Origin of the sequence: Beijerinckia indica subsp. indica ATCC 9039, from assembly GCF_000019845.1 — a bacterium.
GTDB lineage: Bacteria > Pseudomonadota > Alphaproteobacteria > Rhizobiales > Beijerinckiaceae > Beijerinckia > Beijerinckia indica.
In genome coordinates this window covers 2,732,632-2,758,656 of record NC_010581.1, presented here as the reverse complement: position 1 = coordinate 2,758,656, position 26,025 = coordinate 2,732,632, and the positions used below count along the sequence as shown (strand labels likewise).

The window sequence follows — 26,025 nt, the reverse complement described above, 5'->3', positions numbered from 1 at the left end:
AGGGGTTGAGGGAGAAATGAAGAAGATTACGGCGCTATTATCAGGCCTCACCCTGGTTCTTTCGGAACCTTGTCTTGCTCAGATCGAAAACGAAAATCTGTTGCAGCCTTTGCCGCGTGGATACAAAATCGGTTTTCAACAAACTCAAGGAAAATTGACAATACAAGAGGCCGTTCCACAGAATGAAACTGTAGAGAATTGGACAGAGATGGTGACGACCCAGATTTTTCTGGGATGGAAGGATGTGGATCCGAACAAGTTTTACCTTGCGATGAAGCAGCGTTGGATAACGAGCTGCAAAGGAGGACAAGTCGAAACGGCGGTTGAAACGATATCAAATGGATATCCCGTGAAAACATGGGTGTCGCGCTGTCCCTTGAATACAGGGACCGGCAAGCCGGAAATCACATGGTTCCGAGCGATTAAAGGCAACGACAGCTTTTATGTCATCCAGAAGGCTTTCAAATTTGAGCCTTCGGCGGAGCAAATCTCGACTTGGACGCAATATTTGGACAGCATCTTGGTTTGCGACACACGGCTCCCTGAGAGGGCCTGCCCACCAATCCATAAACCGCCGGGCATCCCCTTATGATCTGGAAGCGATCATGCGCAATGCCTGGACTTGAACTCGCCTGTCGAGATCGCTGATCAAGACCGGGCTATGCCTGATTGAGATTTGGCCTTGCGGTGCAAGGAACGTGCATCATTGAAGACAGGACGAAACAACGCGTCTGCGAAATCCATGAAGCAGGAAAAGTAAAAGTCTCCGTGTGCTTTGGCGCATGTTTCAAGGAAAGTATACAACAAGATAATAATTTACTTCTCTTGGGAGACAGGTGATTGAGTCTCCTCGGTGTCGACCCATAAATCTCCAAACCAGCCGAGAAACTTTCATGGTGGAAATCGCCGATCCCATGGGCCTGATCTGCGGCTATCAAGTCACCGCGTTAGGCGACATGACAGCGGTTGAATGGGCCGACATGGATGCGGCTCTCGCAGACGAAACCTCTGTCGTCTGGCTGCATTTCAATCTGATCGATGTGCGCGCCCGCAATTGGATCAGCGCTTCCACCCATATTCCTTCCGCTGCGAAAGCTATTTTGCTCGGCTCGGATCTGCATATGCGGATCGAGCCCGCCGGGCTGGGCCTCGCCGGTGTCGTCTGCGATCTCCATCATGAATTCGTCAAGAAGTCTGATCAGCTCGACATTTTGAGACTCTATCTTGATAGTCATTGTCTCATTAGTGCCCGCCGTCAGCCGCTCACCTCAATCGATCGATTACGTCAATCCCTCGGCGAAGGGCTCAAGCTCGGCAAGCCGATCAGCCTGGTGACGAATTTCCTGCATCATGTCACCGATACTTTGGGAGACCTAATTCTCGAACTCACCAGCAATGTGGAAGATGTCGAGGATCTTATTCTGGCGGAACGGTGTGAGCGCACGGGTGAGGAACTTGGCCGTATTCGGCGGACAGCCGTCCAATTGCGCCGCCATATGGTGCCGCAGCAGCATGCGCTGCTGGGCCTTCTGTCGCGGCTTCCGCATTGGGTGGAGGAAGGTGACGCCGCCAGTCTGCGCACCGCCATCGAGCGGCTCGGCGCCTTGGGACATGATCTTGATCTCGTACAGGAACGTGCCCGCCTCTTGCAGGAGCAGGCCTCGGCGCGCCTGATCGAGGCGACGAACCGCAATCTTTACATTCTCTCGATCGTTACAACGATGTTTCTGCCCATGACGCTCATCACCGGCATATTTGGCATGAATCTCGGAGGGATGCCCGGTCTATCGCATGATCAGGGCTTTTGGTACGGCATCGGTATCATGCTGCTGACGGGGATGGTGACCTTGCTCCTTTTGCGCAAGTGGAAGCTTCTTTGAAATGCGTAAAAGCGGCCAAAATGTTTGAAATATGCAGCTAGCGATAATATCGCTTGATCTATCCTGCCAATTTGCGATAAAATCGCTGTGAAGACGATCATTTTTACCCACAGAGCTGCCAAGGAGCTTGACGCGATTGAGGGCGACGCCCGCGAAGCGATCGTGGCTGCTTTGCATGATTATGCCGTTGATGGGCGCGGCGATGTGAAAGCGCTTTCTGGACGTAGTGGTTATCGTCTTCGTATTGGCCGCTATCGGGTGATTTTTGACGAAGATAAAGTCACCATTCTCGCGCTTTATATTGGTAAGCGTGAAACAACAACCTATCGGAATAACTGAAATGCGCGCGCCACAAATCATTAGGACGGCAGCCGGAGAGGAATTGGTCGTCATTCCCAAGAGTGATTATGACGAACTCATCGCGGCCTATTCAGAGGCTGAAGAGGATGCTGCTGATCTCGCTATATATGATGCCCGCAAGAAGGAACTCGAGGAAGGATCTAATGCGGCTCTCCCGGCGGAGGTCAGCGCCAGCCTTTTGCGCGGCGACAGCCTATTGAAGGCGTTTCGCAAGTGGCGCGGTATGACGCAAATCGATCTGGCGAAAGCCGCGGGTCTCGGACAAGGATACCTCTCTGATTTAGAGAGCCGACGCAGAGGTGGCACGCCAGAAACGCTTGCTTCGCTTGCCACAGCTTTGGATATTGATCCGGCATGGCTGGTTGAATAATGCCATCGAGTTATTTACCAAAATCTCTCGCATCACCTGCCGCGATCCAAAGGGTTGAGCGGAAACTCGCCAAAAGCATCGCCAAAGATTCCGATTTATCAAGCGATACTTTAGAGCAATTTGTTTGAACGTTGAATCGTTGGGCTTTGCTTGGGGTGTTTTTTGTGATTCCTCCCGTCGAGGAGGATTTTGCCATGCCAGCTCCCCTTTCGCTTGACCTGCGGCGTCATTTCCAGCGTCTCATTGAAGAGGGCCTGAGTGCGCGCGAAGCGGCCAGGCGCCTGATGATCTCCGCGGCGACGGGCGCGCGGCTTGCCCTCAAGGTCCGACGTGGGGAAAGCCTCGCTGCCGTCAAATGCGGATGTCCCACAGGGCGGGGTAAGCTGGAGCCCTACAAGTCCTTCCTCATCGAACTGGTCACACAAGACCCCGATATCACGCTATTCGAACTGCGCGACGCCCTGGCCCATGCCGAGGGCGTTCAGGTCCATTATTCGGCGATTTCCCGGGCTTTGAAAAGGCTTGGCTTCACATACAAAAAAAGGCGCTGGTCGCCGACGAACAGCGCCGCGCCGATATCGTCGAAGCGCGCGCCGACTGGACAGAGCGTCGCCAGCCGTTCATGCAGCAGCGGCCCGAGCGGCTGGTGTTCATCGACGAAACCTGCGTCAAGACCAACCTGACAAGGATCAGAGGCCGCGCACGCCGGGGCCAGCGTCTGCATGGGACTGCACCCTTCGGCAAGTGGCACACCCAGACCTTCATTGCCGGGCTGACCGGGAACGCCCTGATCGCCCCCTGGGTCATCGATGGCGCCATGAACGGCGCTGCCTTCGACATCTACATCGAAACCCAGCTCGCGCCGCTGCTCGCTCCCGGCACCGTGGTCATCCTCGACAATCTCAGCACGCACCGCAGTCCGCCGAGGCGCTGAAGGCCAAGGGATGCTGGTTTCTGTTCCTGCCCGCCTACAGCCCCGATCTGAACCCCATCGAAATGGCCTTCGCCAAGCTGAAAGCTCACCTCCGCCGCATCGGCGCCAGGACATTCGACCAACTCTGCAAAGCGCTCGCAGACATCTGCGACCTTTTCACCCCCCAGGAATGCTGGAACTTTTTCAAACACGCCGGATACGTATCAACGTAAATGCAAAGTACTCTAGACTGCCTCTTATTTTGAATCCTTGCTTTTCTGAATGAAAAAAGTGACCCAGCGCGCGATGGCTTTCTTTTTAACAGATTGTGTAAATTAAGTTTTTTCTTCCTTCGGCGAGGTGAACAGAAACGGCGCGACATCGCCGACGCTCGGCGCGCGTTTCTCGGCAAAAGGCATGGGGCGGCAAACTGCCATGGCGGAGAGCCCGACACGGGCGGTGAGCAGGCCATTCAACACACCTTCGCCGAGCCGTGCTGACACCTTGGCGGCAATCCCATGGCCGACGAATTGTTGGAGAATCGTATCGCCCGCCGCCATGCTGCCGGTGATGGCGAGATGCGCGCCGACCGAACGCAGCAATTTGAGAAATCCCACAAGACCCGGCCTGCCGCCATAAAGGGCCGCGATCGTACGGATGAGGCTCAGGCTTTGTCCGGCCACGAATAAAACATCCAGAATGGCGCGCGGCGCGAAGGTCGTGACGACGGAAACACGCTTGGCGGCGTTGGCTATTTCCTGTCTCACTTTGGCATCAATCGGCTCGATGAGGGTGCGCTCGGCAATGTCGATCAGATCGCGGCCGTCGACGATTTCCTTTGTGAGATCCTCGAGATGGACCCGCGCCTGCGCCGTCTCTGTGCGATTTTTGTAAAGAACGTTGAGTTCCAGGACGAGCCTGCGCGCTGCATCGGCATCGTCCGCTTCCCGCGCTCGGGCCAGATCCAGGTGTAGCACGGCGATCTGGCGTTGCCTGATGACGCTGACCAATTCACGCGTGGCGAGAGCGACAAGCGCCGATACCATCAAACCAACCAAGACCAGCCCGACGATCCCGAGCGAGGGAGCGCGGGCGTAAAGATCCTCGACGAGACGGTCGAGCCATAGGCCGAAGGTCAGCGAAGCGAGTGCCGCGAGTGCCGTCCAGAACACACCGCCCCAGGAAAGCAAAGCTCGCCGTACGAGGCTCGGCAACATGCCTTCCGCCTGCGCCTTCTCGACAGCAGCTTCGCCGCCATCTTGCGAGCCGAGAGAAGCCATCATGGCTTCCGCCTCGCGTTCATAGGCGTCCTGCTCAGGCTCGATCACGCGGGGTAATGGTTCCGCTGCCATTGTGGTCTTGGCCTGTGGCCGCGGCTGGGGATCGAGGCGAAAGGCGCGGGGTGGCCGCTTGGCGTCATTTTCCATCAGATCAATCTATCGCCGAGGAGAAATTCGAAAGCGCGGTCGAGCCGGATATGGGGCAGGGGAAGCACTACGCCCTCGGGATTGCGATGGGCGATCGGTGGCCGGAACCGTACGAAGCGATAATCGGAATAAGTCTGTGCTCCGGCTTGGAAGATCAGTTTCGGATCGCTCGGAAGGTCGCCGGGAAAGATCGCGGCTTCGGCGTGGCCATCGAAAATTTCGCCGTCGATATTTTCTCCCGTCAAGGGAACACCAATCACCGCTTCGAGATCCGAACCACCCTCGCCAGAGACCATGGCTTCACGCGTGGCGCGCACAGCCGCCATAGCGATAACATCGATGCTGGTGCCGACAGCCTCGGCGCGGGAAATGGCGCGCGCGGTCAGAAAACGCAAAATGGCCTCCAGGCGATCATGGCTCGTGTGGTGGAGATGATCAGCCTTGGTGGCGGCGAAGAGAATTTTGTCGATCTTGGGCCGGAACAGATTGGTCAGAAGATTGCCCTGGCCGACGCGAAAGGCGACGAGAATATCGCTCAACGCATTTTCGAGATCACGCACTGCGGCGGGGCCGGCGTTCAGCGCTGACAATGCATCGACGAGCACGATCTGCCGATCGAGCCGGACAAAATGATCACGGAAAAACGGCTTTACGATATGGGTTTTATAGGCTTCGAAACGACGCTCCATCATGCCGGCGAGGCTGTGGGAAGGGTAGGAGACGCCTTCTTCCAAAACGAGGGGTGAAAAAGTGAGGGCGGGCGAGCCAGCGAGATCGCCCGGCATTAGAAAACGACCTGGCGGCAGAACCGAGAAGGCATAGATTTCCGCGCGGCAGGCCCGCAGATAGGCGGTGAAGAGGGCGGCTGCCCTGCGCGCTGTTTCCTCGCCCATATCCATCTTCGGATCGATGGCATCGACGAAACGGCGCCATTCCTCGGCCAGGGGGGCGCGGGCCTTGGCTGATGACGCCTCCAGGGTTTCACGCGACCATTGCGCGAAGCCTTTGTCAAGCAAGGGCAGGTCGAGCAACCATTCACCCGGATAGTCGACGATATCGATGGTCAGCGCTTTCGTTTGGCCGTTGGGTCGCTCGAATTCGAGTTTCAGGCGCAATTCGGAAATTTGTGTCGTCGATTCGGGCCAATGGCGGGCGTCCGTGTCGCCGCCAGGCCCGTGCAAGGCCGCCAGGTGATTTTCATAGGAAAAGCGCGGCACGGCATCATCTGGCTGCGGCTCGAGCTGACCGCGCGTCAGGCGCCCCTCGGCCTGGACACGAAAAACCGGCAAGGGATTTTTGCCGCGCCGCAGGCTCGGGCGTGCCGCCTTGGTCAAATGGTCGATGAGGGCGGTGATGAAAACGGTCTTGCCGGCCCGCGAGAGGCCTGTGACACCAAGTCTGAGATGAGGGCCGGAGACGTAATCGCCGAGGCTTTGGGCGATGATCCGCGCCTCGAAGAACAAATCGGAAAAAAGCGACACGATGAAGGGATCCGGCTGGCTCGACAGGAGAGGATTGGGTGGAAGAAAAGTGCGTAGGTACCGACTGGACCATGAAATGCCGAGAGCATCAAACCAAAAGTGGGCACCTATTTTCAGTGCTTTTCAACGAATGGTCTCCCTTGGGGACGGCGCGGCTGCCGCACTCATGTCCGGGACGGGTGTCGCGCTCCCCCATTGGCGCCGAGCCCGTTCGATAGCGGCTTCGATGAGTTCGGAGCGGACATCGAGGGGACCAATTTCGACTTGAGCCATATTGGCGAGGACGCGAGCAAGATTCGGGGTGGGTGTTCCATTCGCCTCGAAGAGATGCAGGTCGGTGTCGGGATTGGCCGCGACGCCTTGACTGGCACGCTGGGCGTAGCGTTCGAGCCTTTGCGGATCGTCGAAACAACTCGTCATCGGCAGGGAAGGGGAGAGCAAAGAGTCGAGACTGGCGGACGATGGGAAGGGGGTCGTCGTCGGCGACGTCATGGTGGTTGTCGACGCCGTTGTCACGGAGGTCGTCATGACTGACGTCTTGATCGATGTCTTGATTGTGGTTCTGTACGAATTCGAGAGAGAATCCTCACCCATGCCCACGGCGATTTCCGGGGCATGCATCATTTCGAGATTATAATGATGTTTGGGCCGACCTTTTGAATGTGCAAACCGGCCGGCGACATGGAGATTGCGGCTTCGAACCTGAGTTCCGATTCGGGTTGTGGGATGTGCCGTCAGGCTGCCGCGTGGCGGAAATGTCGAAACAGTCTGAGGCAGATTGGCGGTCGTGGTCGGAGGGACTTGGTAAGATCTCGGCACGGGATAGGCGGTGGAGGCACAGGGAGAAGGGGCCCAGCGACTGACGATGGCGCGTCCCGTGCGCCGGTGATAATCGACATAATAGCGTTTCAGGAGAAGAGCGGCGACGGTTGCGCCTTCGAGCACCGAGGCGAAAGCGACATGGTTTTCCCGGTCCATGCCGAGTGTGCCGTTCCAACCCGCATGTTTGATGCACCAATAATTGTTCAGTTTGACGCAACGGGGAGGAGACAGTTTCTCGGCGGTGAACATTTTGGCGGCGGAATCGGTCGGGGCAAGATGCCAGGCCGCTTCGAGACGCCAGTTGGCGACGCTTCTTTCCTTGGGGATAAAATAGGCCAGCGAAGCCGTCAGTTCCGGTTCAACGGATAAGGTGGCTGGGCCAGGCTCGGTGGCGAGGCTGGCAAGGGCCAAACGGATCGATAGGCCATAAGCGAAGGCAAGAAGATCAATCACGTCCCGCAATCCTCTTGGTGTGTCCAAGGGTCATAGAGGAAGCCTGTTGGACTATCTCGCGTTTCCGTGGCCCAGAGTACCAGCCAAATTTCAACAGGAGGTTTAGAAACCTGCTTCGTGACAGGAATATAGGAAGCGTTTCATGCCTTAGGAAGCAAGTCCGGCATAATGAAACGGACGAGATGGCCTTTTTCCATGGCGCCGGATGAACCGAAAGGCGAATCGAATTCGATGACCGCCAAAGCGGCCGGAGGAAAACCCCGGCGCAGATGGGCAAGATCCACCCCGGGCCCATCCGTGGCCAAGGCCCTGGCGAGTTCCGCGATACTCGGATTATGACCGATCAGCAGGACGCAATCGAGATCGGCCGGAATCGTCCGTAGTAGCGCCTCCAGCTTATTGAGGGAGGCATTGTAGAGGGTGGGTTCGTAAGAAACCTTGGGAGGGGCGTGGAGTTGGGTGCAAAGCTCGGAAAAAGTTTCCCGTGCCCGCATAGCCGTCGAAACATAGGCCTTCCGCGGAATCCAATGATGTGTGCGAAGAAAAACACCAATGCGGTTCGCATCATGCCGGCCATGCCGGGTCAGGGGGCGGTCGAGATCAGATGTCGATGTCGAAGCCGCCTCAGCATGACGGAGAATCAATAAACGCGTCACGCTCAGCCTTAATTATCGTGATCGAAAAATTCATGGTTATATATTCGAGAGGAAATTCCCGCTCGTGCAAGTGATCGTGCCAAGTGGAAACTTTCTCTGCTTCTATATCAATGCATGATCTTGCGGGCGAGCCACCTCGCCGAAAAGGTGTGAATTTTTCGGGCAAGGGGCCCAGCCCAATCAATGGGTGCGCGAGAGCCCGCAGAAGAATTATTTATTCACGATATCCGCCAGGCGTTCCACATTGGAGGCGGTTGTTTTTACAACCGTATCCGTGGCCTGCGCCGCAGTGTTGAGAGACTGCTGCAAGGCGTCCTGATAGGATTTCGTGAGCTCGTTGGGGAAGGTCGAAACGAGTTCGCCGAGCCGCTTCGTCCGCGCCGCAGCTTCCTCGAAAACTTCCTTCACATAACCGGTCTGAATCGCGACGACTTCATCCAGGCTGTGCGCATTGCGCAACTTTTCAAAGGTCTGCGTAGCATGCTCGAAGGACTGCTTCGACATTTGGGTGATTTCAGTGGCCAGGGTCTGAAAGTTTTTGGTCGTGCTGCTCAAGCTGTTGAGCGCCACATCGATACCAGAAGTCAGGGGGGTCGATTTGGGATCTTGGGGCATCAATTCCTCCATGGGCCAAATGGGCAGAAGCACTAAAAAGATAACAAGACCAAGCGAGAACTCAACGAAAACTATTCATTCAATAGGCATAGATTAGGGTCAATCTGAAATACAAATAGTGAGATCACAGCAATCTCTCTTGCCTAAAGCGAGAATAGGATTCGTCCTACATTTCAGTGTGTTCATCCCAATTTGAAACAAATCTTTCATGTTTGACTTATGGGATGCACTATTTTGGATAAACCCATCCGAATTCTATCCAAACACAGTTTTACCTTCGATCGGAACCCGGTCGAAGGCTGACGATTAGGACCGTCGAATCAAGCCCAGGATGAGGGAGATCAGCAGAAGAATCAGAGCACCCCAAAAAAGGAGACGTGCACCTTCCATGGCTGTCCCTGCCACACCACCAAAGCCTAGAAACCCTGCGATGATCGCGATCAGCAAAAAGGCCAAGGCCCAATAGAGAAGGTTTCCAAAATTCATAGTCACCCTCAGCTATTTTTTACTAAGCCTTAACCTTCTTTCCGCTGCTCTGGTTCCAAGGGACGGCAAAGTTTTTATCACCGATCCGGCGCCATTTATAAAATCTATCGCAAGATCAAAAGTTTCACTTTGATTCGCTTTTTTGGATGCGGCCGTCGATGCAGGTGGGCTCTATGCAGGCGTGGCTCAAGGCGTGGGCAGAGAGGAGCCCAGACTTTCCTCGATCGCGGTGAGAGCTGCCTCCGCGGCTTCACCATCCGGACCGCCGGCTTGCGCCAGATCCTTGCGGCCGCCGCCACCCTTGCCGCCGAGTTTGCCAGCGGCGAGACGCACGAGCGCAACGGCGTCGAAACGATCAATCAGATCATCGGTGACGCCCACAACGACGCTCGCCTTGTTATCCGACCCGACGCCAACAATAGCGACGATTCCGGAACCGATCGTCTGTTTCGCTTCATCGGCGAGGGATTTCAGATCCTTCATCTCCACGCCAGTGACCGCGCGGCGGAAAAATTTGATGCCGCCGATTTCCCGCAGAGGGGAATCCGCTCCGTTGCTACTCCCGCCACCCATGGCGAGCTTTTTCCGCGCCTCGCTTAATTCCCGATCGAGTTTGCGGCGCTCCTCGATGAGTGCGGATAGGCGTTTGCTCGCTTCGTCTTCAGGGCTCTTGAGCTGTGCCGCGAGGGAATGCAGAAGGCTAGCCTGGGTATTGAGATGATGCCGCGCGGAACTGCCCGTCTTGGCCTCGATCCGGCGCACGCCGGCGGCGACGGCGCTTTCCGAAATGATCGTGAGAAGGCCGATATCGCCGGTTCGTGCCACATGGGTGCCGCCACAAAGCTCGACCGAGAAGGGGGGAGCGATGCGCCCGTCCGTCGAATCATCTGCCTTATCTTCGTCATAACCCATGGAGACGACGCGGACTTCGTCGCCATATTTCTCGCCGAACAAGGCCCGCGCCCCAGAACCCATGGCATCCTCGATGCTCATCAGTTTGGTGGTGACGGGTGCGTTTTCGAGAATGACACTATTGGCGATGTCTTCGATCTGTGTCCATTCTTCCGGTGTGACCGGCTTTGGATGCGAAAAGTCAAAACGCAGCCGGTCGGGCGCGACGAGCGAGCCTTTTTGCGCGATATGATCACCAAGCACCTGCCGCAAAGCTTCGTGCAGCAGATGGGTGGCCGAATGATTGGCGCGCACGGCTGTCCGGCGCGAATGATCGACGAGCGTGCGCACCTCGAGACCGGGCACGACCGCGCCTTCCTCGACAATGCCTTCATGGATGAACAGATCGCCAAGCTTCTTGTGGGTATTTTCGACCTTGAACCGCATGCCAGGCGCGATGATGAGACCTGTATCGCCCACCTGGCCGCCGGATTCCCCATAAAAAGGCGTCTGATTCAAGACGATCGCGCCGCTCTGGCCGGCTTCAAGGCGAAGGACCTCCTTGCCATCCTGCAGGATCGCCTGGATGAGGGCCTCGGCCTTTTCCGTATCATAGCCGAGAAAATCCGTTGCTCCCAGTTGTTCCCTAAGCGCAAACCAATGGGTATCGGTGGCCGCCTCGCCAGAACCGCTCCAGGCTTTGCGGGCCTCGGCACGCTGGCGCGCCATTGCCTTTTCGAAACCTTCCATATCGACCCCAAGGCTTTTGGCGCGCAAGGCATCCTGCGTCAGATCGAGCGGGAAGCCATAGGTATCATAAAGCTTGAACGCGACCTCGCCGGATAGAACGCCGCCCTCGCTGAGATGACGGGTCTCGTCTTCGAGTATGGTGAGGCCGCGCGCGAGTGTCGCCCGGAAACGGGTTTCCTCCAGCCGCAAGGTTTCGACGATCAGGGCCTCGGCGCGCAGAAGTTCGGGATAGGCCTGGCCCATTTCACGGGTGAGTGCTGGCACCAGACGCCAAAGCAGGGGTTCTTGTGCCCCGAGCAATTGGGCGTGTCGCATGGCGCGGCGCATGATGCGGCGCAGGACATAGCCGCGGCCCTCGTTCGAGGGCAAGACGCCATCAGCGATCAAAAAGGATGAAGCGCGCAAATGATCGGCGATGACCCTGTGGCTTGCCCGCATCGGACCATCGGGATCGACCCCGGTGGCCTGAGCGACGGCCAGGATCAAGGCCCGCATGAGATCGATATCGTAATTCGAGGTCACGCCTTGCAGGAGAGCGGCGATCCGTTCGAGCCCCATGCCTGTATCGATCGAGGGCTTGGGCAAGGCGATCCGATCGCCCGGACCGCGCTGTTCGAATTGCATGAAGACGAGATTCCAGAATTCCAGAAAGCGGTCACCATCTTCATCGGCGCTGCCGGGCGGCCCGCCGAAAAGCTTTTCGCCCTGGTCGTAGAAAATTTCCGAACAGGGGCCGCAAGGGCCGGTATCGCCCATGGCCCAGAAATTATCCGAGGTTGCGATGCGGATGATCTTCGAATCGGGAAAGCCCGCGATCTTTTTCCAAAGATCATAGGCTTCATCATCGTCATGATAGACTGTGACGAGGAGACGATCTTTCGGCAGATCGAACACCTCAGTGATCAATTTCCAGGCGAGCTCAATGGCGAGCGGCTTGAAATAATCGCCGAAGGAAAAATTGCCGAGCATCTCGAAAAACGTATGGTGGCGCGCAGTATAGCCAACATTGTCGAGATCATTATGTTTGCCGCCGGCGCGCACGCATTTCTGTGCGGTCGAGGCGCGCGTATAGGGCCGCTTTTCAACGCCGGTGAACAGATTCTTGAACTGCACCATGCCGGCATTGGTGAACATCAAGGTTGGATCATTACGCGGCACCAGGGGCGAGGAAGGAACGATTTCGTGGCCGTTCTTGCGGAAAAAATCCAGAAAAGCCGCGCGAATTTCATTGACGCCGTTCATCTCGTTCAAACCATGCTCCGGACCGAGGGGCCCTTTGAAAGAATCATTTCCTACGGGCAACTCATATAGGTCAACAGCATTCGCAAGGACAGAGCAAGGGGTTACGACGAAGAGGCATTCTTCCGTCTTAAGTCTTCAATGCTAAGGGCCGCAAAGAGCGGCCTCGCTCCGCCACGCCTTGTCGAAGAAATCGTCGATTGCCGCCGCTCCAGTCTTGAACCGAAAAGCCGACATTCCTTTTCGGTCCGAGTATTGCCGGCCGGCTTAATATTTGGCCTTCACGGGGGCGGCTTCGGCTGTCTGTGGCATCCAGAGTGGCAAGGAGAAGGTTATAAAAGCCGCTGTGCCTTGAAATCGATTGGTCGTATCCAATTCGCGATAGATTTTCGTGCGTGCGGAAATGGGTGTTGTGCCCAGAACGAAATTGTAACCAACAGTTCCACCCAAGGCGGTGACACGTCCCTGGAAAGGCCCAATTCGATTGCCGGATCCGCTATCTGGGGTAAGCTGCTGATAATGGTAGCCGACGAGGCCGATCGAAAGGTCTTTCGTTATGAATTTCGTCGCTGACCATTCGAGATGAAATTCATTGCCGCTGCGATAGTTTGTGACTGGATTGATCCAGTTGTAGGTGAAGCCGGGGATGATCGAAAGCTCATAGCCCAGCTTTTCGTCGAGATAGGTCACGGCAAGCGTCGTATCAATGCCGGGGCGATTCAAGGACACGTTGGAGATTGCGCCGGGTATGTAGCCGGTGGGCGTAAAGCCTCCGACATAGAAGCTCCAATGAAAATTGTCCTTCTCCCAGCCAATGAAGATCTGCGGGAAGATTTCACCAAGACTGGTGTTGGCTTCTTCGACACCGCCGCCAACGGCTATACCAAGGTTCGGTGCTGAGAGTAGCGCGCCTGCGGTGACGTTGGGCCGACCAAAGGGGACTGTTACGGAGACGCCGATCTTTCCGCCCGCAAATTCCCATGGCGTAATCCAGATGGGAGTCAGGAGATCAAGGGTCGTCTGTTGTGTGACATTGGCTATGATTCTTCCGCCCGTCTCGACCGCGCGGCCACCGCTGATATTGGCGGAATAAGAATAAGTGTCGTTTTCAAGATAAAGGCCTTGCGGCGGCACGACGCCAGCAAGAGGACCGCGAAAGCCAAGGAGATAATTACCTGTCGCGAATTCAGCGGAATAAGCGTGAGGAGCAACCAAACCAAGCCCCAGGCAAACGATAATAGTTCGCATTATGCCCATGGAAACGTCTCCACAAACCCCTGAAAGTTGCGAGAGAAATACGTTCTGAACGGCTGCTGAAGCTATGTTGCGAGGATGAGCTCTCGCTGAGCCTGCGTCAAGGGGTCGCTTTCTGCGCAAGAGTGACAGAAGAGGCGTTGCCACCTCTCTCATTGGACAGGCAGCATGGTCGGGTGGGGGAAAGTGGAGTCGTACGCCCTCGATCGAACGGCGAAGTCCTGATCGAGGGAGAGATCCTCGACAACGCCGGTTTTTACGAAAGAGAGCAGGCCATAGGCCGGGCGTGCGAGGCGCTATTAGCGGGCCCGGGCAAACAGGACAATGGGAGGATCGCGGTGAGGCTCTCGATCGCTCATCAGGCCGCGAGCCTCTCCGTCGCCCATCAATTTTGCCTAGCCGGAAGCCAGGGCGTGGCAGAAAGAGAGCATTTTGCTGATTTAGCGTATTACGCAAATGCTCTAGTCATCTGATTTTGCAAGAATATTTCTTGCTTTCGTGTGCGGCGCGGTTTCACGAAGTCCAAGCGAGAGAAATCCAAGAACGCCTCTCAGGCGTCATCTTCCTCGGGCTCGGCCTGATCGAGAATGCGGTCCGCGATCAATCCCGAATTTTCCCTGATGGTCATCTCGATTTTATCAGCGACTTCCGGATTGTTTTTCAGGAAGGTTTTGGCGTTCTCGCGGCCCTGGCCGAGCCGCTGGCTGTCATAGGAAAACCAAGCGCCGGATTTCTCGACGACACCAGCCTTGACGCCAAGATCGACCAATTCGCCAACCTTGGACACACCCTCGCCATACATGATGTCGAATTCGACCTGTTTGAACGGTGGCGCGACCTTGTTCTTGACGACCTTCACGCGCGTCTGGTTACCGGTAATATCCTCGCGGTCCTTGATCGAGCCGATGCGGCGGATGTCGAGCCGGACGGAGGCATAGAATTTCAAGGCATTGCCGCCGGTCGTTGTTTCCGGGCTGCCATACATGACGCCAATTTTCATCCGGATCTGGTTGATGAAAATGACCATGGTCTGCGACCGCGAGATCGAGGCGGTCAGCTTGCGGAGCGCCTGGCTCATCAGCCGTGCCTGCAGGCCTGGCTGGTTGTCGCCCATTTCCCCCTCGATTTCGGCGCGCGGTGTGAGCGCGGCGACGGAATCGATGACGAGGACATCGACAGCCCCCGAGCGCACCAGCGTATCGGTGATTTCGAGCGCCTGCTCGCCGGTATCGGGTTGCGAGATCAACAGATCATCGAGATTGACGCCGAGCTTGCGGGCATAGACCGGATCGAGCGCATGTTCGGCGTCGATGAAGGCGCAGACGCCTCCCTTTTTCTGAGCTTCGGCGATGACATGCAGGGTCAGCGTGGTCTTGCCGGAAGATTCAGGCCCATAGATTTCAATGACGCGGCCACGCGGCAGGCCGCCGACGCCAAGCGCGATGTCAAGGCCAAGAGAACCGGTGGAGATGGTCTCGATCTCGATCGCTTTCTGGCTCTTGCCGAGGCGCATGATCGAGCCCTTGCCAAAAGCCCGTTCGATTTGCGACAGGGCGGCATCGAGCGCCTTGGTCTTGTCCACGGAAGTCCCTTCTACGAGGCGAAGATTCGATTGTGTCACGGCACGGTGTTCCTTCTTGCACGAGCTCGGCGCTGGCGCAATCTTTCTAACAATTTGATCTAATGTACCACTTTTGTTCTCATCCGCAAGAGTCCTTCTCTAAAGGGGAGGCCATTGAGAAAGCTTGGTTTATGCTGCTGCTCGCGGTAATGGTGCAGGTTTTGCTTGTGCGTGCATCAAATAGCTGAATGTCGTGATGGTTACAGCCGCCCATGTCCGATCCAAAAGAAGCCATAAAACTCCGCGTTACGGATGATCTGATCAATTTCGGCGAGGTTCCGCCGGAAGTGAATGAGATCCTGCAGCGTGGTGTCGCGCTCTATCGTCATGACTCCGAAGGAGCGGACAAGGCCTTTCGCGAGGCCTTGATGCTCGATCCTGAGGCGCTGCCGACCTATCTCTGCCTTTATAAAATTCACACCTATCAGGGCAATCTCGATGAGGCTCTGGCCATCGCGACCGCCGGCCTGATGGAAGCTGCGCGTCAGGCTGGGCTTGATCCAGATTGGCGTGTCTGGAAGACCGATCAGATTTCCTCCGACGTCAATAGCGCCGGCCATTTCGCGCTTTATACTTTGAAAGCTTTGGCCTTCATTCATCTGCGGCGCGACGAAAACGCGATTTCCCGGACTTATCTCGCCAAGATCGATGAACTTGGCGCCATGGAGAAAGTCGGCGGCAGCGTCATCGCGGCCCTGGCGGCTGGCGTCGATTGAGCGTGGCGTGCGGTCTGGACTGGAATTTGCTTTTCCTTGCTAGCACAAGCATGGGCTCCTAAATATCGCCTGTGCTTAATGTGAAGACTCCTTGATAGGGATCGGCCAAGCGAGGTTGAGGTAAGATGGAAACCGTTTTCATTAGGGAAACTTCCGACGGGCGGAAGATTGAAGTCATCGGGACGAATGTCTGCGTCGACGGAAAGCCGGTCGCCAATTCGCTCGTGTCCTTGAAGGACCATCCTAATCGCGAGGCGATCCTCTTTACGCTTCCCAATGCTGCTTTCATGGCGGGCCCCGTCGTGCTCACTGCGGAGGAGGCTTCCGTGGTGCGTGGCGCTTTGGCTGCCGCAAAGCCGGCGATCACCGATCCAATTGAAATTACCGAACGGTTCCGCTCAGCCTGGAATGCCCGTAATCACGAGGCGGGTATCGAATAGAGGTCAGGGACCTCTTCCCCGACTTTTGGGGGAAATCATACTGAAAAGATCAGATCGTTGTTTCGTCTTTCTCTTTCTGACGAAGCCGATCCATCGGGCTTTAGAAGAGCGTTTTCATGATGATGAAAACGCTCTTTCCCGTTGGTGGTCCGTGTCCATCCAGGATGAGGCCTGCGTCAGGCAGCCCCATTTCCGTCTCCAAAAGGAATCTTGAAAAGCTTTCCTTTTTCATAATACAGTTTCTTTTCTAATAATCGATTGAGCCTCCAAGGTTCTACGCCACGGAGAAAGCTCATTATAATCAATAGGAGAGGAAATGTTGGGAAATGCAAACAAGGAAGGTCCACAGGCCCGCCATGCGCCGGGCCGACTTTCTTCTCTCTTCTCTTTCGTTCGTCGTTCCGTTGCTTTGATTTCCGCGCCCTGGCGGGTGTTGCGCTCCCCATTCCTTGGCGGCACACAAAGCATTTCCCCGATGCATTCTGGCGTTTTGGTTCCCTGCCGGCAGAAGCCCGCTTCCGCTCGTCGGCATATGATGAACCGCGGGGGAGGGGGGCTGCTGGTCTTGGCTTTGGCTTATGGATTGGCGGGCTTGCAACCGGCGCGTGCCGATTCCATGGCCTTCCGCCTCATCCCGGCGGGCCCAAAGAGCGCTTGCGGTGTGGATTGCCAGGCCGTCGCGATGGAAGGTGAAATCACTGATGCGACGCCGGAGGCTTTCCTGCGTTTCATGCAGCGCAATTTGCCCCAGCATCCCATTCAATCCGTCGTCTATATGCATTCCTATGGCGGGAAAGTCATGGCGGCCATGGAGCTCGGCAAGATTTTCAGACGATTGGGGCTGGTGGCTGTCGTGGCGCGCGTCGAGCAGGGCGATGATCAAGCGGCGCAGCTCATTGGAGCGCGATGCTATTCGGCGTGCGTCTATGCGCTGATGGGGGCCCGTAAACGGGTGATTCCGCCTCAGAGCGAGCTTGGTCTCCACAAGATGTATCTCTTGTCCATTGAAGGGCGTCAGGAGGACGATGGCGAGATGAGCCAGGTTCTGGAACGCTATACGCGGTCGATGGGGGTCAGCCCCAATGTGATCGTCTTGGCTGAACATATGCGGCCCGAGGATGTGCATATTGTGAGTCGCGCCGAAATCAGCAAATGGCATCTGGGCTCCGCGACCCTGTAACAGATCAATCTCCAAAAAAAAGCCGAACCCGGGATTGATCCCGGGTTCGGCTTTTTTCATTGAAAGAAAAGGGATTAGTCCGTCCATACAAGGCAAACACTCTTCGAGCAAATCGGTGCTGCGTGATGAAGAAAGCTTTTGCCACGGTTTCATGCTTGACTTCGTTCATTAGCTAGCCTATTCGGCTGTCCTCCGACGCGGAACGCTTCGGACGAATGGGGGAGTAGCTCAGCTGGTTAGAGCGCCGGCCTGTCACGCCGGAGGTCGCGGGTTCGAGCCCCGTCTCTCTCGCCATTCATTGGAGCTGTGGTCCGCCTATCCTGACACTCTAAGATATTAGAGTGTGTGCGGCGTGAGTGTCCTTTCCGACGCGATCGGAGAGGAAGGCTCCCTTTTTTCTTCTCAAAAACCCCGAAGCTTTTCTGCTCAAGCAGCCCATGCAGGGCATGGCCGCTTGAGGCTATGGGTTCGCCGTAAGCAATGTTCCCGAATTTTGTCGTTGTCTTGCGAAAGCCTATCCCTGGCAAGCTTGACCTCGTCCGATCGATAGAGCGTAGGCCGCGCCCTTGGACGAAATCCCGCCGTCTTTCTCCTTCTCTTCCCTCTGTTTTTCGAGATTGCCTCTATCGAAAGCAAAGTGGCCGAAGAGGAATGCTCGCTTGCTCGTGACTAGAGATTCTCTTGCGCCGGGGTTTGCACTGCGATACGGATCGCAAAACACGGGAGCGATGTGGATCGAATCTCATTGCTCCGGTCTTGAATTTTCAGCCGATCCCGCTGTCCCGCTCCACGCGAAGGCCGTTGGTCGGCACGGTTTCTCCCACCGCGAAACGAAATGGGGGGAGGAGCCTGGCGATCGAATAGCCAGTCCGTAGAGAAGAGTTTCAAGCCCAGTCTGGGCTTGCGTGAGGAGAGGTTGAGGAGAGTCAGCGCCTCCTGATCAAGCATCAGGTTTCGGTGGTGATTTTGCGGCGACGACTTGGGGTCTTTATCGCGAATAAAGATCGATATTCACGATAAATTCTTTGAATCGGTTCGTGCGTCAACCAATGAAGGGGTTGACGGTTCGGACCATGGCCTTATCCAGGCCCAAGGAGGCATGTTCATGCTGAACCTTTTCGATCAATATTTGCCGCTGGTGGTTTTCGCGGGTGTCGCGGCCTTTATTGCTGCGGCTTTGCTCATCGCGCCCTTCCTGGTGGCTTTCAAATCGCCGGATCCCGAAAAGCTTTCCGCTTATGAATGCGGTTTCAATGCTTTCGACGATGCCCGCATGAAGTTCGATGTGCGCTTCTATCTCGTCGCTTTGTTGTTCATCGTCTTCGATCTTGAAGTCGCCTTTCTGTTTCCCTGGGCCATCGCCTTCCGCACGATTGGGGATCTCGGCTTCTGGTCGATGATCATCTTCCTCGGAATCCTGACGGTCGGATTCATCTACGAATGGAAGAAAGGGGCGCTCGAATGGGATTGATCGCCACACCTCAGCCGGTCGTCGGCACTCCCCCGGCGCAGGATAATTATTTCCTGTCGATCAACGACCAGCTTGCCGACAAAGGGTTTCTCGTCACGTCGACGGATGAGCTCATCAATTGGGCGCGTACCGGCTCCTTGATGTGGATGACCTTTGGTCTTGCCTGCTGCGCCGTGGAAATGATGCAGATGTCGATGCCGCGTTATGATTGCGAGCGGTTCGGCTTTGCGCCGCGCGGTTCGCCACGCCAATCCGATGTCATGATCGTCGCCGGCACGTTGACCAACAAGATGGCGCCCGCCTTGCGCAAGGTCTACGACCAGATGCCCGAGCCGCGCTATGTCATTTCCATGGGCTCCTGCGCCAATGGTGGTGGCTATTACCATTATTCCTATTCCGTCGTGCGCGGCTGCGATCGGATCGTGCCCGTCGATATTTACGTGCCGGGCTGTCCGCCTTCGGCGGAAGCGCTGCTCTATGGTGTGCTTCTGCTGCAGAAAAAGATCCGCCGTACAGGCACGATCGAACGATAAGAGCCCATCTTGCGCCATGATCTTTCACCATGGCGCAAGATATCCTCGAGGAAGATGCGATGGATAATGATCGTCGGGAATTGCTGCATCAGGAATTGACGCGGCAGGGCGAGGCGATTGGCGCGGCCCTGCCTGGAGCGATAAAAGCTGCCACGGTCGCCTTCGGTGAATTGACCTTGACGGTCGAAGCCGGTCGCCTGATCGAAACAATCACTTATTTGCGTGATGATCCGAGCGCTTTGTATGTGTCCTTCATCGATCTGACGGCGGTGGATTATCCCTTGCGGGAACGGCGTTTCGATGTCGTGACGCATCTCTTATCGCCGAAACATAATCGCCGGATCCGCATCAAGGTGGAAACCGACGAGAATACGCCCGTTCCTTCGTTGTCCTCGTTCTATCCCGCAGCCAATTGGTTCGAACGCGAGGCTTACGACTTTTTCGGTGTCTTGTTTTCCGGCCATCCCGACTTGCGGCGCCTGCTGACCGATTATGGTTTCGACGGTCATCCCCTGCGCAAGGATTTTCCGATGACCGGCTATGCCGAGGTCCGTTACGACGACGAACAGAAGCGTGTCGTCTACGAACCCGTGCAACTGGTTCAGGAGTTCCGCAGTTTCGATTTTCTGTCTCCCTGGGAAGGCGCGATCGACTACATCCTGCCGGGTGATGAGAAGGTCAAACATAATCCTCAATGAATCGATGCCTCATCGAGGCATGGCTCGCCTGAGAATCATGAGCGAATATCATGAACGATAATCCGGTCCGCAATTTCGCGATCAATTTCGGCCCCCAGCATCCGGCGGCGCATGGCGTGTTGCGGCTCGTGCTCGAACTCGACGGCGAAGTGGTCGAGCGTGTCGATCCGCATATCGGCCTCCTGCACCGGGGTACTGAGAAGCTGATGGAGGCGCGTACCTATCTGCAGAACGTGCCTTATTTCGATCGGCTCGATTATGTCGCGCCGATGAATCAGGAACATGCCTTCTGCCTCGCCATTGAGAAGCTGCTTGGCATCGAAGTCCCGCGCCGTGGGCAATTGCTGCGGGTTCTGTGGTGTGAAATCGGCCGCATTCTCTCGCATCTTCTCAATGTCACGACGCAGGCCATGGACGTTGGCGCTCTGACGCCACCGCTCTGGGGCTTTGAGGAACGCGAAAAGCTGATGGTCTTCTATGAGCGGGCCTCCGGCGCGCGCATGCATGCCAATTATTTCCGGCCGGGCGGCGTGCATATCGATTGTCCGCAGCAGCTCATTGATGATATTGGCGCCTGGTGCGATCCCTTCCTGAAGGTCTGCGATGATCTCAATGATCTCTTCATTGAGAATCGCATTTTCAAGCAGCGCAATGTCGATATTGGCGTCATCAGCCTCGAGGATTGCTGGCGCTGGGGTTTTTCGGGCGTCATGGTGCGCGGCTCGGGCGCCGCTTGGGATTTGCGCAAGGCGCAGCCCTATGAATGCTACGAGGAAATGGATTTCGACATTCCCGTTGGCCGGCATGGCGATAATTATGATCGCCAGGTGATCCGCATGGAAGAAATGCGGCAATCGACGAAAATCATGAAGCAATGCGTCGAGAAGCTCTCGCAGGCGAGTGGCAAGGGGCCCGTCGCCACGCCGCAGCACAAGGTCGTGCCGCCCTCGCGCGCCGAAATGAAGCGCTCGATGGAAGCTCTGATCCATCATTTCAAGCTTTATACCGAAGGTTTCCACGTTCCAGCCGGCGAAGTCTATTGTGGTGTCGAAGCGCCCAAGGGTGAATTCGGCGTCTATCTCGTCTCGGACGGCACCGACAAACCCTATCGGTGCAAGATCAGGGCCCCCGGTTTCGCGCATCTATCGGCCATGGATTTTCTCTGCCGTAAATCCATGCTCGCCGATGTCAGCGCCATTTTGGGTTCGCTCGACATCGTGTTCGGCGAGGTCGATCGATGAGCTTTGCGGCCCGTAAGACAATTTTCCAAGAGGTGCACGCATGAGTAACCGCCGCTTGGCCGAAATCCAGCCAGACTCTTTTGCCTTCACGCCGGAAAGCGAGGCGATTTGCAAGGTGATCCTTGCCAAATATCCGGAAGACCGTCAGGCTTCCGCCGTGATCTCGCTTTTGTGGCAGGCTCAGAAACAGCATGATTATTGGCTGCCGCGGCCGGCGATAGAAAAAGTCGCCGACATGCTGCACATGCCTTATATTCGTGTGCTCGAAGTCGCGACCTTCTATACGATGTTCAACCTCGAACCGGTTGGACGCTATTACATCCAATTCTGTGGTACGACGCCTTGCCTGATCGCCGGTTCTGATGACATCAAGGCCGTGCTTGAGAAACGCGTCGGCCCGGAGGGGCAGGTGACGAGCGACGGTCTCTTCTCCTGGAAGGAAGTCGAATGTCTCGGGGCTTGCTGCAATGCCCCCATGGTGCAGATCAATGATGATTATTACGAAGATCTGACGCCCGAGAATTTCGCGACCTTGCTCGATGATCTGGCGGCGGGCCGGCCCGTGCGGATCGGTTCGCAGATCGGGCGGACGTCGTCGGAAATGCATGGTGGCCTGACCGCCTTGACGACATTCTATGGCACCGATGGTCTCTCCGGGCCGCAATCTTTAAAAACGACTGCACCCGGCGACAAGCCGGCGCAGAAATAAGAGAGGGATTGTCCATGCTTGAGGACAAGGACCGCATCTTCACCAATCTTTACGGCTACGGCGATTGGGGTCTCAAGGGCGCCATGGCACGCGGCGCCTGGGACAATACCAAAGGCTTGATTGATAAGGGCAAGGACTGGATTCTCAATGAGATGAAAGCTTCCGGCCTGCGTGGGCGTGGGGGGGCCGGTTTCCCGACTGGCCTTAAATGGTCCTTCATGCCCAAGGCCGATCCGGCGCGTCCTTCCTATCTCGTCGTCAATGCCGATGAATCCGAGCCGGGCACCTGCAAGGACAGGGAGATCATGCGCAATGATCCCCATCTTCTGATCGAAGGATGTCTCATCGCTTCTTTCGCGATGGAGGCGCATGCCTGCTACATTTACATTCGCGGTGAATATATTTTCGAACGCGAGAGGCTCGAGGCCGCCGTCGCCCAGGCCTATGAGGCCAAGCTGGTCGGCAAGAATAATATCCACGGCTGGCCTTTCGATATTTACGTCCACCATGGTGCGGGCGCCTATATCTGCGGCGAAGAAACGGCTCTTCTCGAATCGCTCGAGGGCAAGAAGGGCATGCCGCGCATGAAGCCGCCATTCCCCGCCAATATGGGCCTTTATGGCTGCCCGACGACAGTCAATAATGTGGAATCGATTGCTGTCGCGCCGACCATTCTGCGGCGTGGCGCGGCTTGGTTTTCGAGCTTTGGCGCCAAGAATAATGCCGGCACCAAGCTCTTCTGTATTTCCGGCCATGTGAACAAGCGGTGCAATGTTGAGGAAGCCATGTCGATCCCGTTCCGGGAGTTGATCGACCGGCATTGCGGCGGTATTCGCGGCGGTTGGGATAATCTTCTGGCTGTCATTCCCGGTGGCTCTTCCGTGCCCTGTGTGCCGGCGCATGAGATCATCGACGCGCCGATGGATTTCGATACATTGCGCGGGTTGAAATCCGGTCTTGGCACGGCGGCCGTCATCGTGATGGATAAATCCACGGATATTGTGCGTGCCATCGCGCGGCTCAGCCATTTCTATAAACACGAGAGCTGTGGCCAATGCACGCCCTGCCGCGAGGGGACGGGTTGGCTGTGGCGCGTGATGACCCGCATGGCGGAAGGCCGCGCACAAAAGCGTGAGATTGACATGTTGCTGGATGTCACGACCCGGATTGAAGGTCATACGATCTGCGCCTTGGGAGATGCGGCCGCTTGGCCGGTGCAAGGCCTGATCCGTCATTTCCGCTCGGAAATCGAAAAGAAGATCGATCAATATGCGGCTAATCCGCATAGCGAACCGATCCGCGATTTCGGTGTCGCGGCTGAATAGGTGCGATGATCGTGGCGACGACGATGGCTTCTCCCACTGATAAAGGCGTTCCTATGGATAAAGACATGGGTGCCTTGGTGAAAGAATCGCTGTATCGCCTCGAAACCCTCTTTGCGCGGACACGTGATGATTTCAAGGATGTGCAAGAGCGTTTGACGATGATCGAAGCCGGGCAGACACAGGCCCAAAGCGCTCAGGTCGAAGTCCTGCTCGCAGGGCTTGGTGGCCGTCTCGATCAGCTCGATGAGCGCTTGCACAGGATCGAACACCGTCTAGGGCTCGTCCACGAGCAATTGGATTCCGCTAATCCGCATCCCAACACCTCAGGGCGTCTGTGATGATCTTGTCAAAACAGATCGAGACCTGGGCAAGGCTTGAAGACCCGCAAAACGGCGTCTGCAATTTGGAGCCTGAAAGATGAGCATACTCATCGTCGATGGCGTAGAAATCGACGTACCGCCGGAATATACGCTGCTGCAGGCCTGTGAGGCGGCGGGCGCGGAAATTCCACGTTTCTGTTTCCACGAGCGCCTCTCGATCGCCGGCAATTGCCGGATGTGCCTCATTGAGGTCAAGGGCGGGCCGCCCAAGCCTACGGCCTCCTGCGCCATGGCTGTGCGCGATCTGCGTCCCGGCCCCAATGGCGAGCCGCCTGTCGTCCTCACCAAATCCCCCATGGTGAAAAAGGCGCGCGAAGGCGTGATGGAATTCCTGCTCGTCAATCACCCTCTCGATTGCCCGATCTGCGATCAGGGTGGTGAATGCGATCTGCAGGACCAGGCCATGGCCTTTGGCGTCGATTCCTCGCGCTATATCGAGAACAAGCGCGCGGTCGAGGATAAATATATCGGTGCCCTCGTGCGCACCTCGATGAACCGCTGCATTCATTGCACGCGTTGCGTCCGGTTTACGGCGGAAGTCGCCGGGACCAGCGACATGGGCGCGATCGGTCGCGGCGAGGATATGGAGATTACGACCTATCTCGAAACGGCGATGACATCGGAGTTGCAAGGCAATGTCGCCGACCTTTGCCCGGTTGGCGCGTTGCTCCCCAAGCCATCGGCCTTCAGGGCGCGGGCCTGGGAAATGGTCAAAACCGAATCCATCGATGTTATGGATGCTTTGGGTTCCGCGATCCGCATCGACACACGCGGGCGGGAAGTGATGCGTATCCTGCCGCGCGTCAATGATGTCGTGAACGAGGAATGGATTTCCGACAAAGCGCGGCAGATCGTCGATGGTTTGAAGACACGCCGTCTCGATAAGCCCTATGTCCGTAAGGGCGGCAAACTTGTGCCGGCCTCCTGGCAGGAAGCTTTCGCGACCATTGCCGAAAAGGTGAAGGCGACGAATCCTGCCCGTATCGGCGCGATTGCCGGCGATCTCGCCAGCGTCGAGGATCTCTTCGCCTTGCAAAGCCTCCTCGGCAAATTAGGCTCGGTCAATCTCGATGCTCGGCAAGATGGCGTCAAGCTTGATCCGAAACTCGGCCGCGCATCCTATCTTTTCAACCCGACCATCGCTGGAATCGATGACGCGGATTCCTTGCTGATCGTCGGCGCCAATCCGCGCAAGGAAGCGCCGGTTTTCAATGCCCGTATCCGCAAGCGTTGGCTCAAGGGTCGCTTCCCCATTCATCTCATCGGCGAACAGGCCGATCTGACTTATCCTTACGATTATCTCGGCGCGGGTCCCGAAACGCTGATGGCGCTTCTCAAAAACCCGCCTGCGAAGACGGAAAAGCCTGTCCTGCTGATTGGCCAGGGTGCTTTGGCGCGATCCGATGGCGCGGCAATCCTGGCTTTGGCGATCAAGGCCGCCGTGGCGCTTGGCGTCATCAAGGATGGTTGGAACGGTTTCGGCGTGTTGCATACGGCGGCCGCCCGGGTTGGAGCCCTCGATCTCGGCTTTGTACCCGGGGTGAACGGCCTGGATGCGCAGGCGCAAGCGAAGGCTGGTGCGCTCGATGTGCTCTTCAATCTGGGAGCGGATGAAATCGCCATTGAGCCTGGTGCTTTCGTGATCTATCAAGGGACTCACGGTGACCGGGGTGCGGCGCGTGCCGATGTCATTCTGCCGGGCGCGACCTATACGGAAAAATCGGGCACATACGTCAATACGGAAGGACGTGTGCAATGGTCCGATCGGGCGAGTTTCCCACCCGGAGAAGCCCGCGAGGATTGGGCGATCCTGCGTGCTTTATCTGAGATCCTGGGTGTGCGGCTGCCCTTTGATTCTCTGGCCCGGTTACGGGCCGAGCTCTATGCGGCGCACCCGCATTTTGCTGAAATCGATGATATTGCCGCGCCCGAGGCGATCGATCCGGCGCGCTTTGTGGCAACAGGAGAGTTCGACAAAGCTCCCTTTGTGTCACCGGTCGTCGATTTCTATGCCACCAATCCGATCGCCCGCGCTTCCGGCGTGATGGCTGAATGCGCGGCCCTGGCGCAGGGCCTCGCGCGCCAGGCGGCCGAATAAAGTAAACTCAAGGTGT

At 56.6% G+C, this 26,025-nt stretch carries 25 protein-coding genes, 1 tRNA gene and 1 pseudogene; 17 read left to right on the top strand and 10 right to left on the bottom strand.

The genetic code is table 11. The features are described 5' to 3' along the window. Positions 1–16: 16 nt before the first annotated feature. The 4 genes from BIND_RS12215 to BIND_RS12200 all read left to right on the top strand — a co-directional run bounded on the left by BIND_RS12215 (position 17) and on the right by BIND_RS12200 (position 2,610). Positions 17–592, top strand: coding sequence for a hypothetical protein (locus BIND_RS12215; protein ID WP_012385379.1), 576 nt, complete (start codon positions 17–19; stop codon positions 590–592). A gap of 301 nt (positions 593–893) precedes the next feature. Continuing rightward, complete coding sequence (locus tag BIND_RS12210; protein ID WP_012385378.1) at positions 894–1,880, top strand: transporter; 987 nt, start codon at positions 894–896, stop codon at positions 1,878–1,880. A gap of 87 nt (positions 1,881–1,967) precedes the next feature. After that, positions 1,968–2,219, top strand: coding sequence for a type II toxin-antitoxin system RelE family toxin (locus tag BIND_RS12205; RefSeq protein ID WP_012385377.1), 252 nt, complete (start codon positions 1,968–1,970; stop codon positions 2,217–2,219). Position 2,220: 1 nt separating this feature from the next. Continuing rightward, on the top strand, positions 2,221–2,610 hold the full coding sequence (locus BIND_RS12200) for a helix-turn-helix domain-containing protein (RefSeq protein ID WP_012385376.1): 390 nt from the start codon (positions 2,221–2,223) through the stop codon (positions 2,608–2,610). Between the two features lie 10 nt (positions 2,611–2,620). Here the strand turns inward: BIND_RS12200 and BIND_RS21335 are convergent, their stop codons facing one another. Next, positions 2,621–2,806, bottom strand: a complete 186-nt coding sequence (locus tag BIND_RS21335) for a hypothetical protein (RefSeq protein WP_148210627.1) — start codon at positions 2,804–2,806, stop codon at positions 2,621–2,623. On the opposite strand from BIND_RS21335, the pseudogene BIND_RS20625 reads away from it, so the two are divergent. Next, a pseudogene (locus BIND_RS20625) lies at positions 2,805–3,756 on the top strand (IS630 family transposase). The gene BIND_RS21335 and the pseudogene BIND_RS20625 overlap by 2 nt on opposite strands. Positions 3,757–3,858: 102 nt before the next feature. On the opposite strand, the gene BIND_RS12185 reads toward BIND_RS20625, so the two are convergent. The 9 genes from BIND_RS12185 to recA form a co-directional block, all read right to left on the bottom strand. Further along, positions 3,859–4,950 (bottom strand): YcjF family protein, encoded by a 1,092-nt coding sequence (locus BIND_RS12185; RefSeq protein ID WP_012385375.1) that lies wholly within the window; start codon positions 4,948–4,950, stop codon positions 3,859–3,861. After that, positions 4,950–6,431 (bottom strand): YcjX family GTP-binding protein, encoded by a 1,482-nt coding sequence (locus tag BIND_RS12180; RefSeq protein WP_012385374.1) that lies wholly within the window; start codon positions 6,429–6,431, stop codon positions 4,950–4,952. Before BIND_RS12180 ends, BIND_RS12185 begins: the two co-directional genes overlap by 1 nt. A gap of 123 nt (positions 6,432–6,554) precedes the next feature. Continuing rightward, entirely contained in the window at positions 6,555–7,706 is a 1,152-nt protein-coding gene (locus tag BIND_RS12175) for a hypothetical protein (RefSeq protein WP_012385373.1), read from the bottom strand. 140 nt (positions 7,707–7,846) lie between these two features. Beyond that, the gene (locus BIND_RS12170) at positions 7,847–8,362 is read right to left on the bottom strand and encodes a SixA phosphatase family protein (RefSeq protein ID WP_012385372.1); all 516 of its coding nucleotides are present in this window, start codon (positions 8,360–8,362) and stop codon (positions 7,847–7,849) included. Positions 8,363–8,572: 210 nt separating this feature from the next. Next, on the bottom strand, positions 8,573–8,977 hold the full coding sequence (locus tag BIND_RS20170) for a phasin family protein (protein WP_012385371.1): 405 nt from the start codon (positions 8,975–8,977) through the stop codon (positions 8,573–8,575). A gap of 306 nt (positions 8,978–9,283) precedes the next feature. Continuing rightward, a complete protein-coding gene (locus tag BIND_RS12160; RefSeq protein WP_012385370.1) occupies positions 9,284–9,463 on the bottom strand; it encodes a DUF1328 domain-containing protein in 180 nt (59 codons plus the stop codon). Between the two features lie 186 nt (positions 9,464–9,649). Continuing rightward, complete coding sequence (gene alaS, locus BIND_RS12155) at positions 9,650–12,346, bottom strand: alanine--tRNA ligase (RefSeq protein WP_041778073.1); 2,697 nt, start codon at positions 12,344–12,346, stop codon at positions 9,650–9,652. A 264-nt stretch (positions 12,347–12,610) separates the two neighbouring features. Continuing rightward, positions 12,611–13,600 (bottom strand): SphA family protein, encoded by a 990-nt coding sequence (locus BIND_RS12150; RefSeq protein ID WP_012385368.1) that lies wholly within the window; start codon positions 13,598–13,600, stop codon positions 12,611–12,613. A 547-nt stretch (positions 13,601–14,147) separates the two neighbouring features. Beyond that, the gene (recA, locus tag BIND_RS12140; protein ID WP_041778071.1) at positions 14,148–15,218 is read right to left on the bottom strand and encodes a recombinase RecA; all 1,071 of its coding nucleotides are present in this window, start codon (positions 15,216–15,218) and stop codon (positions 14,148–14,150) included. A gap of 212 nt (positions 15,219–15,430) precedes the next feature. On the opposite strand from recA, the gene BIND_RS12135 reads away from it, so the two are divergent. The 12 genes from BIND_RS12135 to nuoG all read left to right on the top strand — a co-directional run bounded on the left by BIND_RS12135 (position 15,431) and on the right by nuoG (position 26,009). After that, entirely contained in the window at positions 15,431–15,934 is a 504-nt protein-coding gene (locus BIND_RS12135) for a hypothetical protein (protein ID WP_012385366.1), read from the top strand. A 125-nt stretch (positions 15,935–16,059) separates the two neighbouring features. Then, on the top strand, positions 16,060–16,374 hold the full coding sequence (locus BIND_RS12130) for a hypothetical protein (RefSeq protein ID WP_012385365.1): 315 nt from the start codon (positions 16,060–16,062) through the stop codon (positions 16,372–16,374). Between the two features lie 316 nt (positions 16,375–16,690). Continuing rightward, positions 16,691–17,554 (top strand): COG3904 family protein, encoded by an 864-nt coding sequence (locus BIND_RS12125; protein WP_050763968.1) that lies wholly within the window; start codon positions 16,691–16,693, stop codon positions 17,552–17,554. A gap of 217 nt (positions 17,555–17,771) precedes the next feature. Further along, positions 17,772–17,848: transfer RNA gene (locus tag BIND_RS12120), tRNA-Asp, on the top strand. 811 nt (positions 17,849–18,659) lie between these two features. Then, the gene (locus BIND_RS12110) at positions 18,660–19,025 is read left to right on the top strand and encodes an NADH-quinone oxidoreductase subunit A (protein ID WP_012385363.1); all 366 of its coding nucleotides are present in this window, start codon (positions 18,660–18,662) and stop codon (positions 19,023–19,025) included. Then, positions 19,016–19,558: a NuoB/complex I 20 kDa subunit family protein gene (locus BIND_RS12105; protein ID WP_012385362.1), complete on the top strand. Its 543-nt coding sequence runs from the start codon at positions 19,016–19,018 to the stop codon at positions 19,556–19,558. Before BIND_RS12110 ends, BIND_RS12105 begins: the two co-directional genes overlap by 10 nt. Positions 19,559–19,617: 59 nt before the next feature. Next, a complete protein-coding gene (locus BIND_RS12100) occupies positions 19,618–20,256 on the top strand; it encodes an NADH-quinone oxidoreductase subunit C (protein WP_012385361.1) in 639 nt (212 codons plus the stop codon). Positions 20,257–20,306: 50 nt separating this feature from the next. Next, positions 20,307–21,497, top strand: coding sequence for an NADH-quinone oxidoreductase subunit D (locus tag BIND_RS12095; protein WP_012385360.1), 1,191 nt, complete (start codon positions 20,307–20,309; stop codon positions 21,495–21,497). A 40-nt stretch (positions 21,498–21,537) separates the two neighbouring features. Beyond that, positions 21,538–22,206: an NADH-quinone oxidoreductase subunit NuoE gene (gene nuoE, locus BIND_RS12090; RefSeq protein WP_012385359.1), complete on the top strand. Its 669-nt coding sequence runs from the start codon at positions 21,538–21,540 to the stop codon at positions 22,204–22,206. Between the two features lie 14 nt (positions 22,207–22,220). Continuing rightward, positions 22,221–23,531 (top strand): NADH-quinone oxidoreductase subunit NuoF, encoded by a 1,311-nt coding sequence (gene nuoF, locus BIND_RS12085; protein WP_012385358.1) that lies wholly within the window; start codon positions 22,221–22,223, stop codon positions 23,529–23,531. A 65-nt stretch (positions 23,532–23,596) separates the two neighbouring features. Then, positions 23,597–23,869 (top strand): hypothetical protein, encoded by a 273-nt coding sequence (locus BIND_RS12080; protein ID WP_158304382.1) that lies wholly within the window; start codon positions 23,597–23,599, stop codon positions 23,867–23,869. A 79-nt stretch (positions 23,870–23,948) separates the two neighbouring features. Further along, positions 23,949–26,009: an NADH-quinone oxidoreductase subunit NuoG gene (nuoG, locus tag BIND_RS12075; RefSeq protein ID WP_012385356.1), complete on the top strand. Its 2,061-nt coding sequence runs from the start codon at positions 23,949–23,951 to the stop codon at positions 26,007–26,009. The last annotated feature ends 16 nt before the right edge of the window (positions 26,010–26,025 follow it).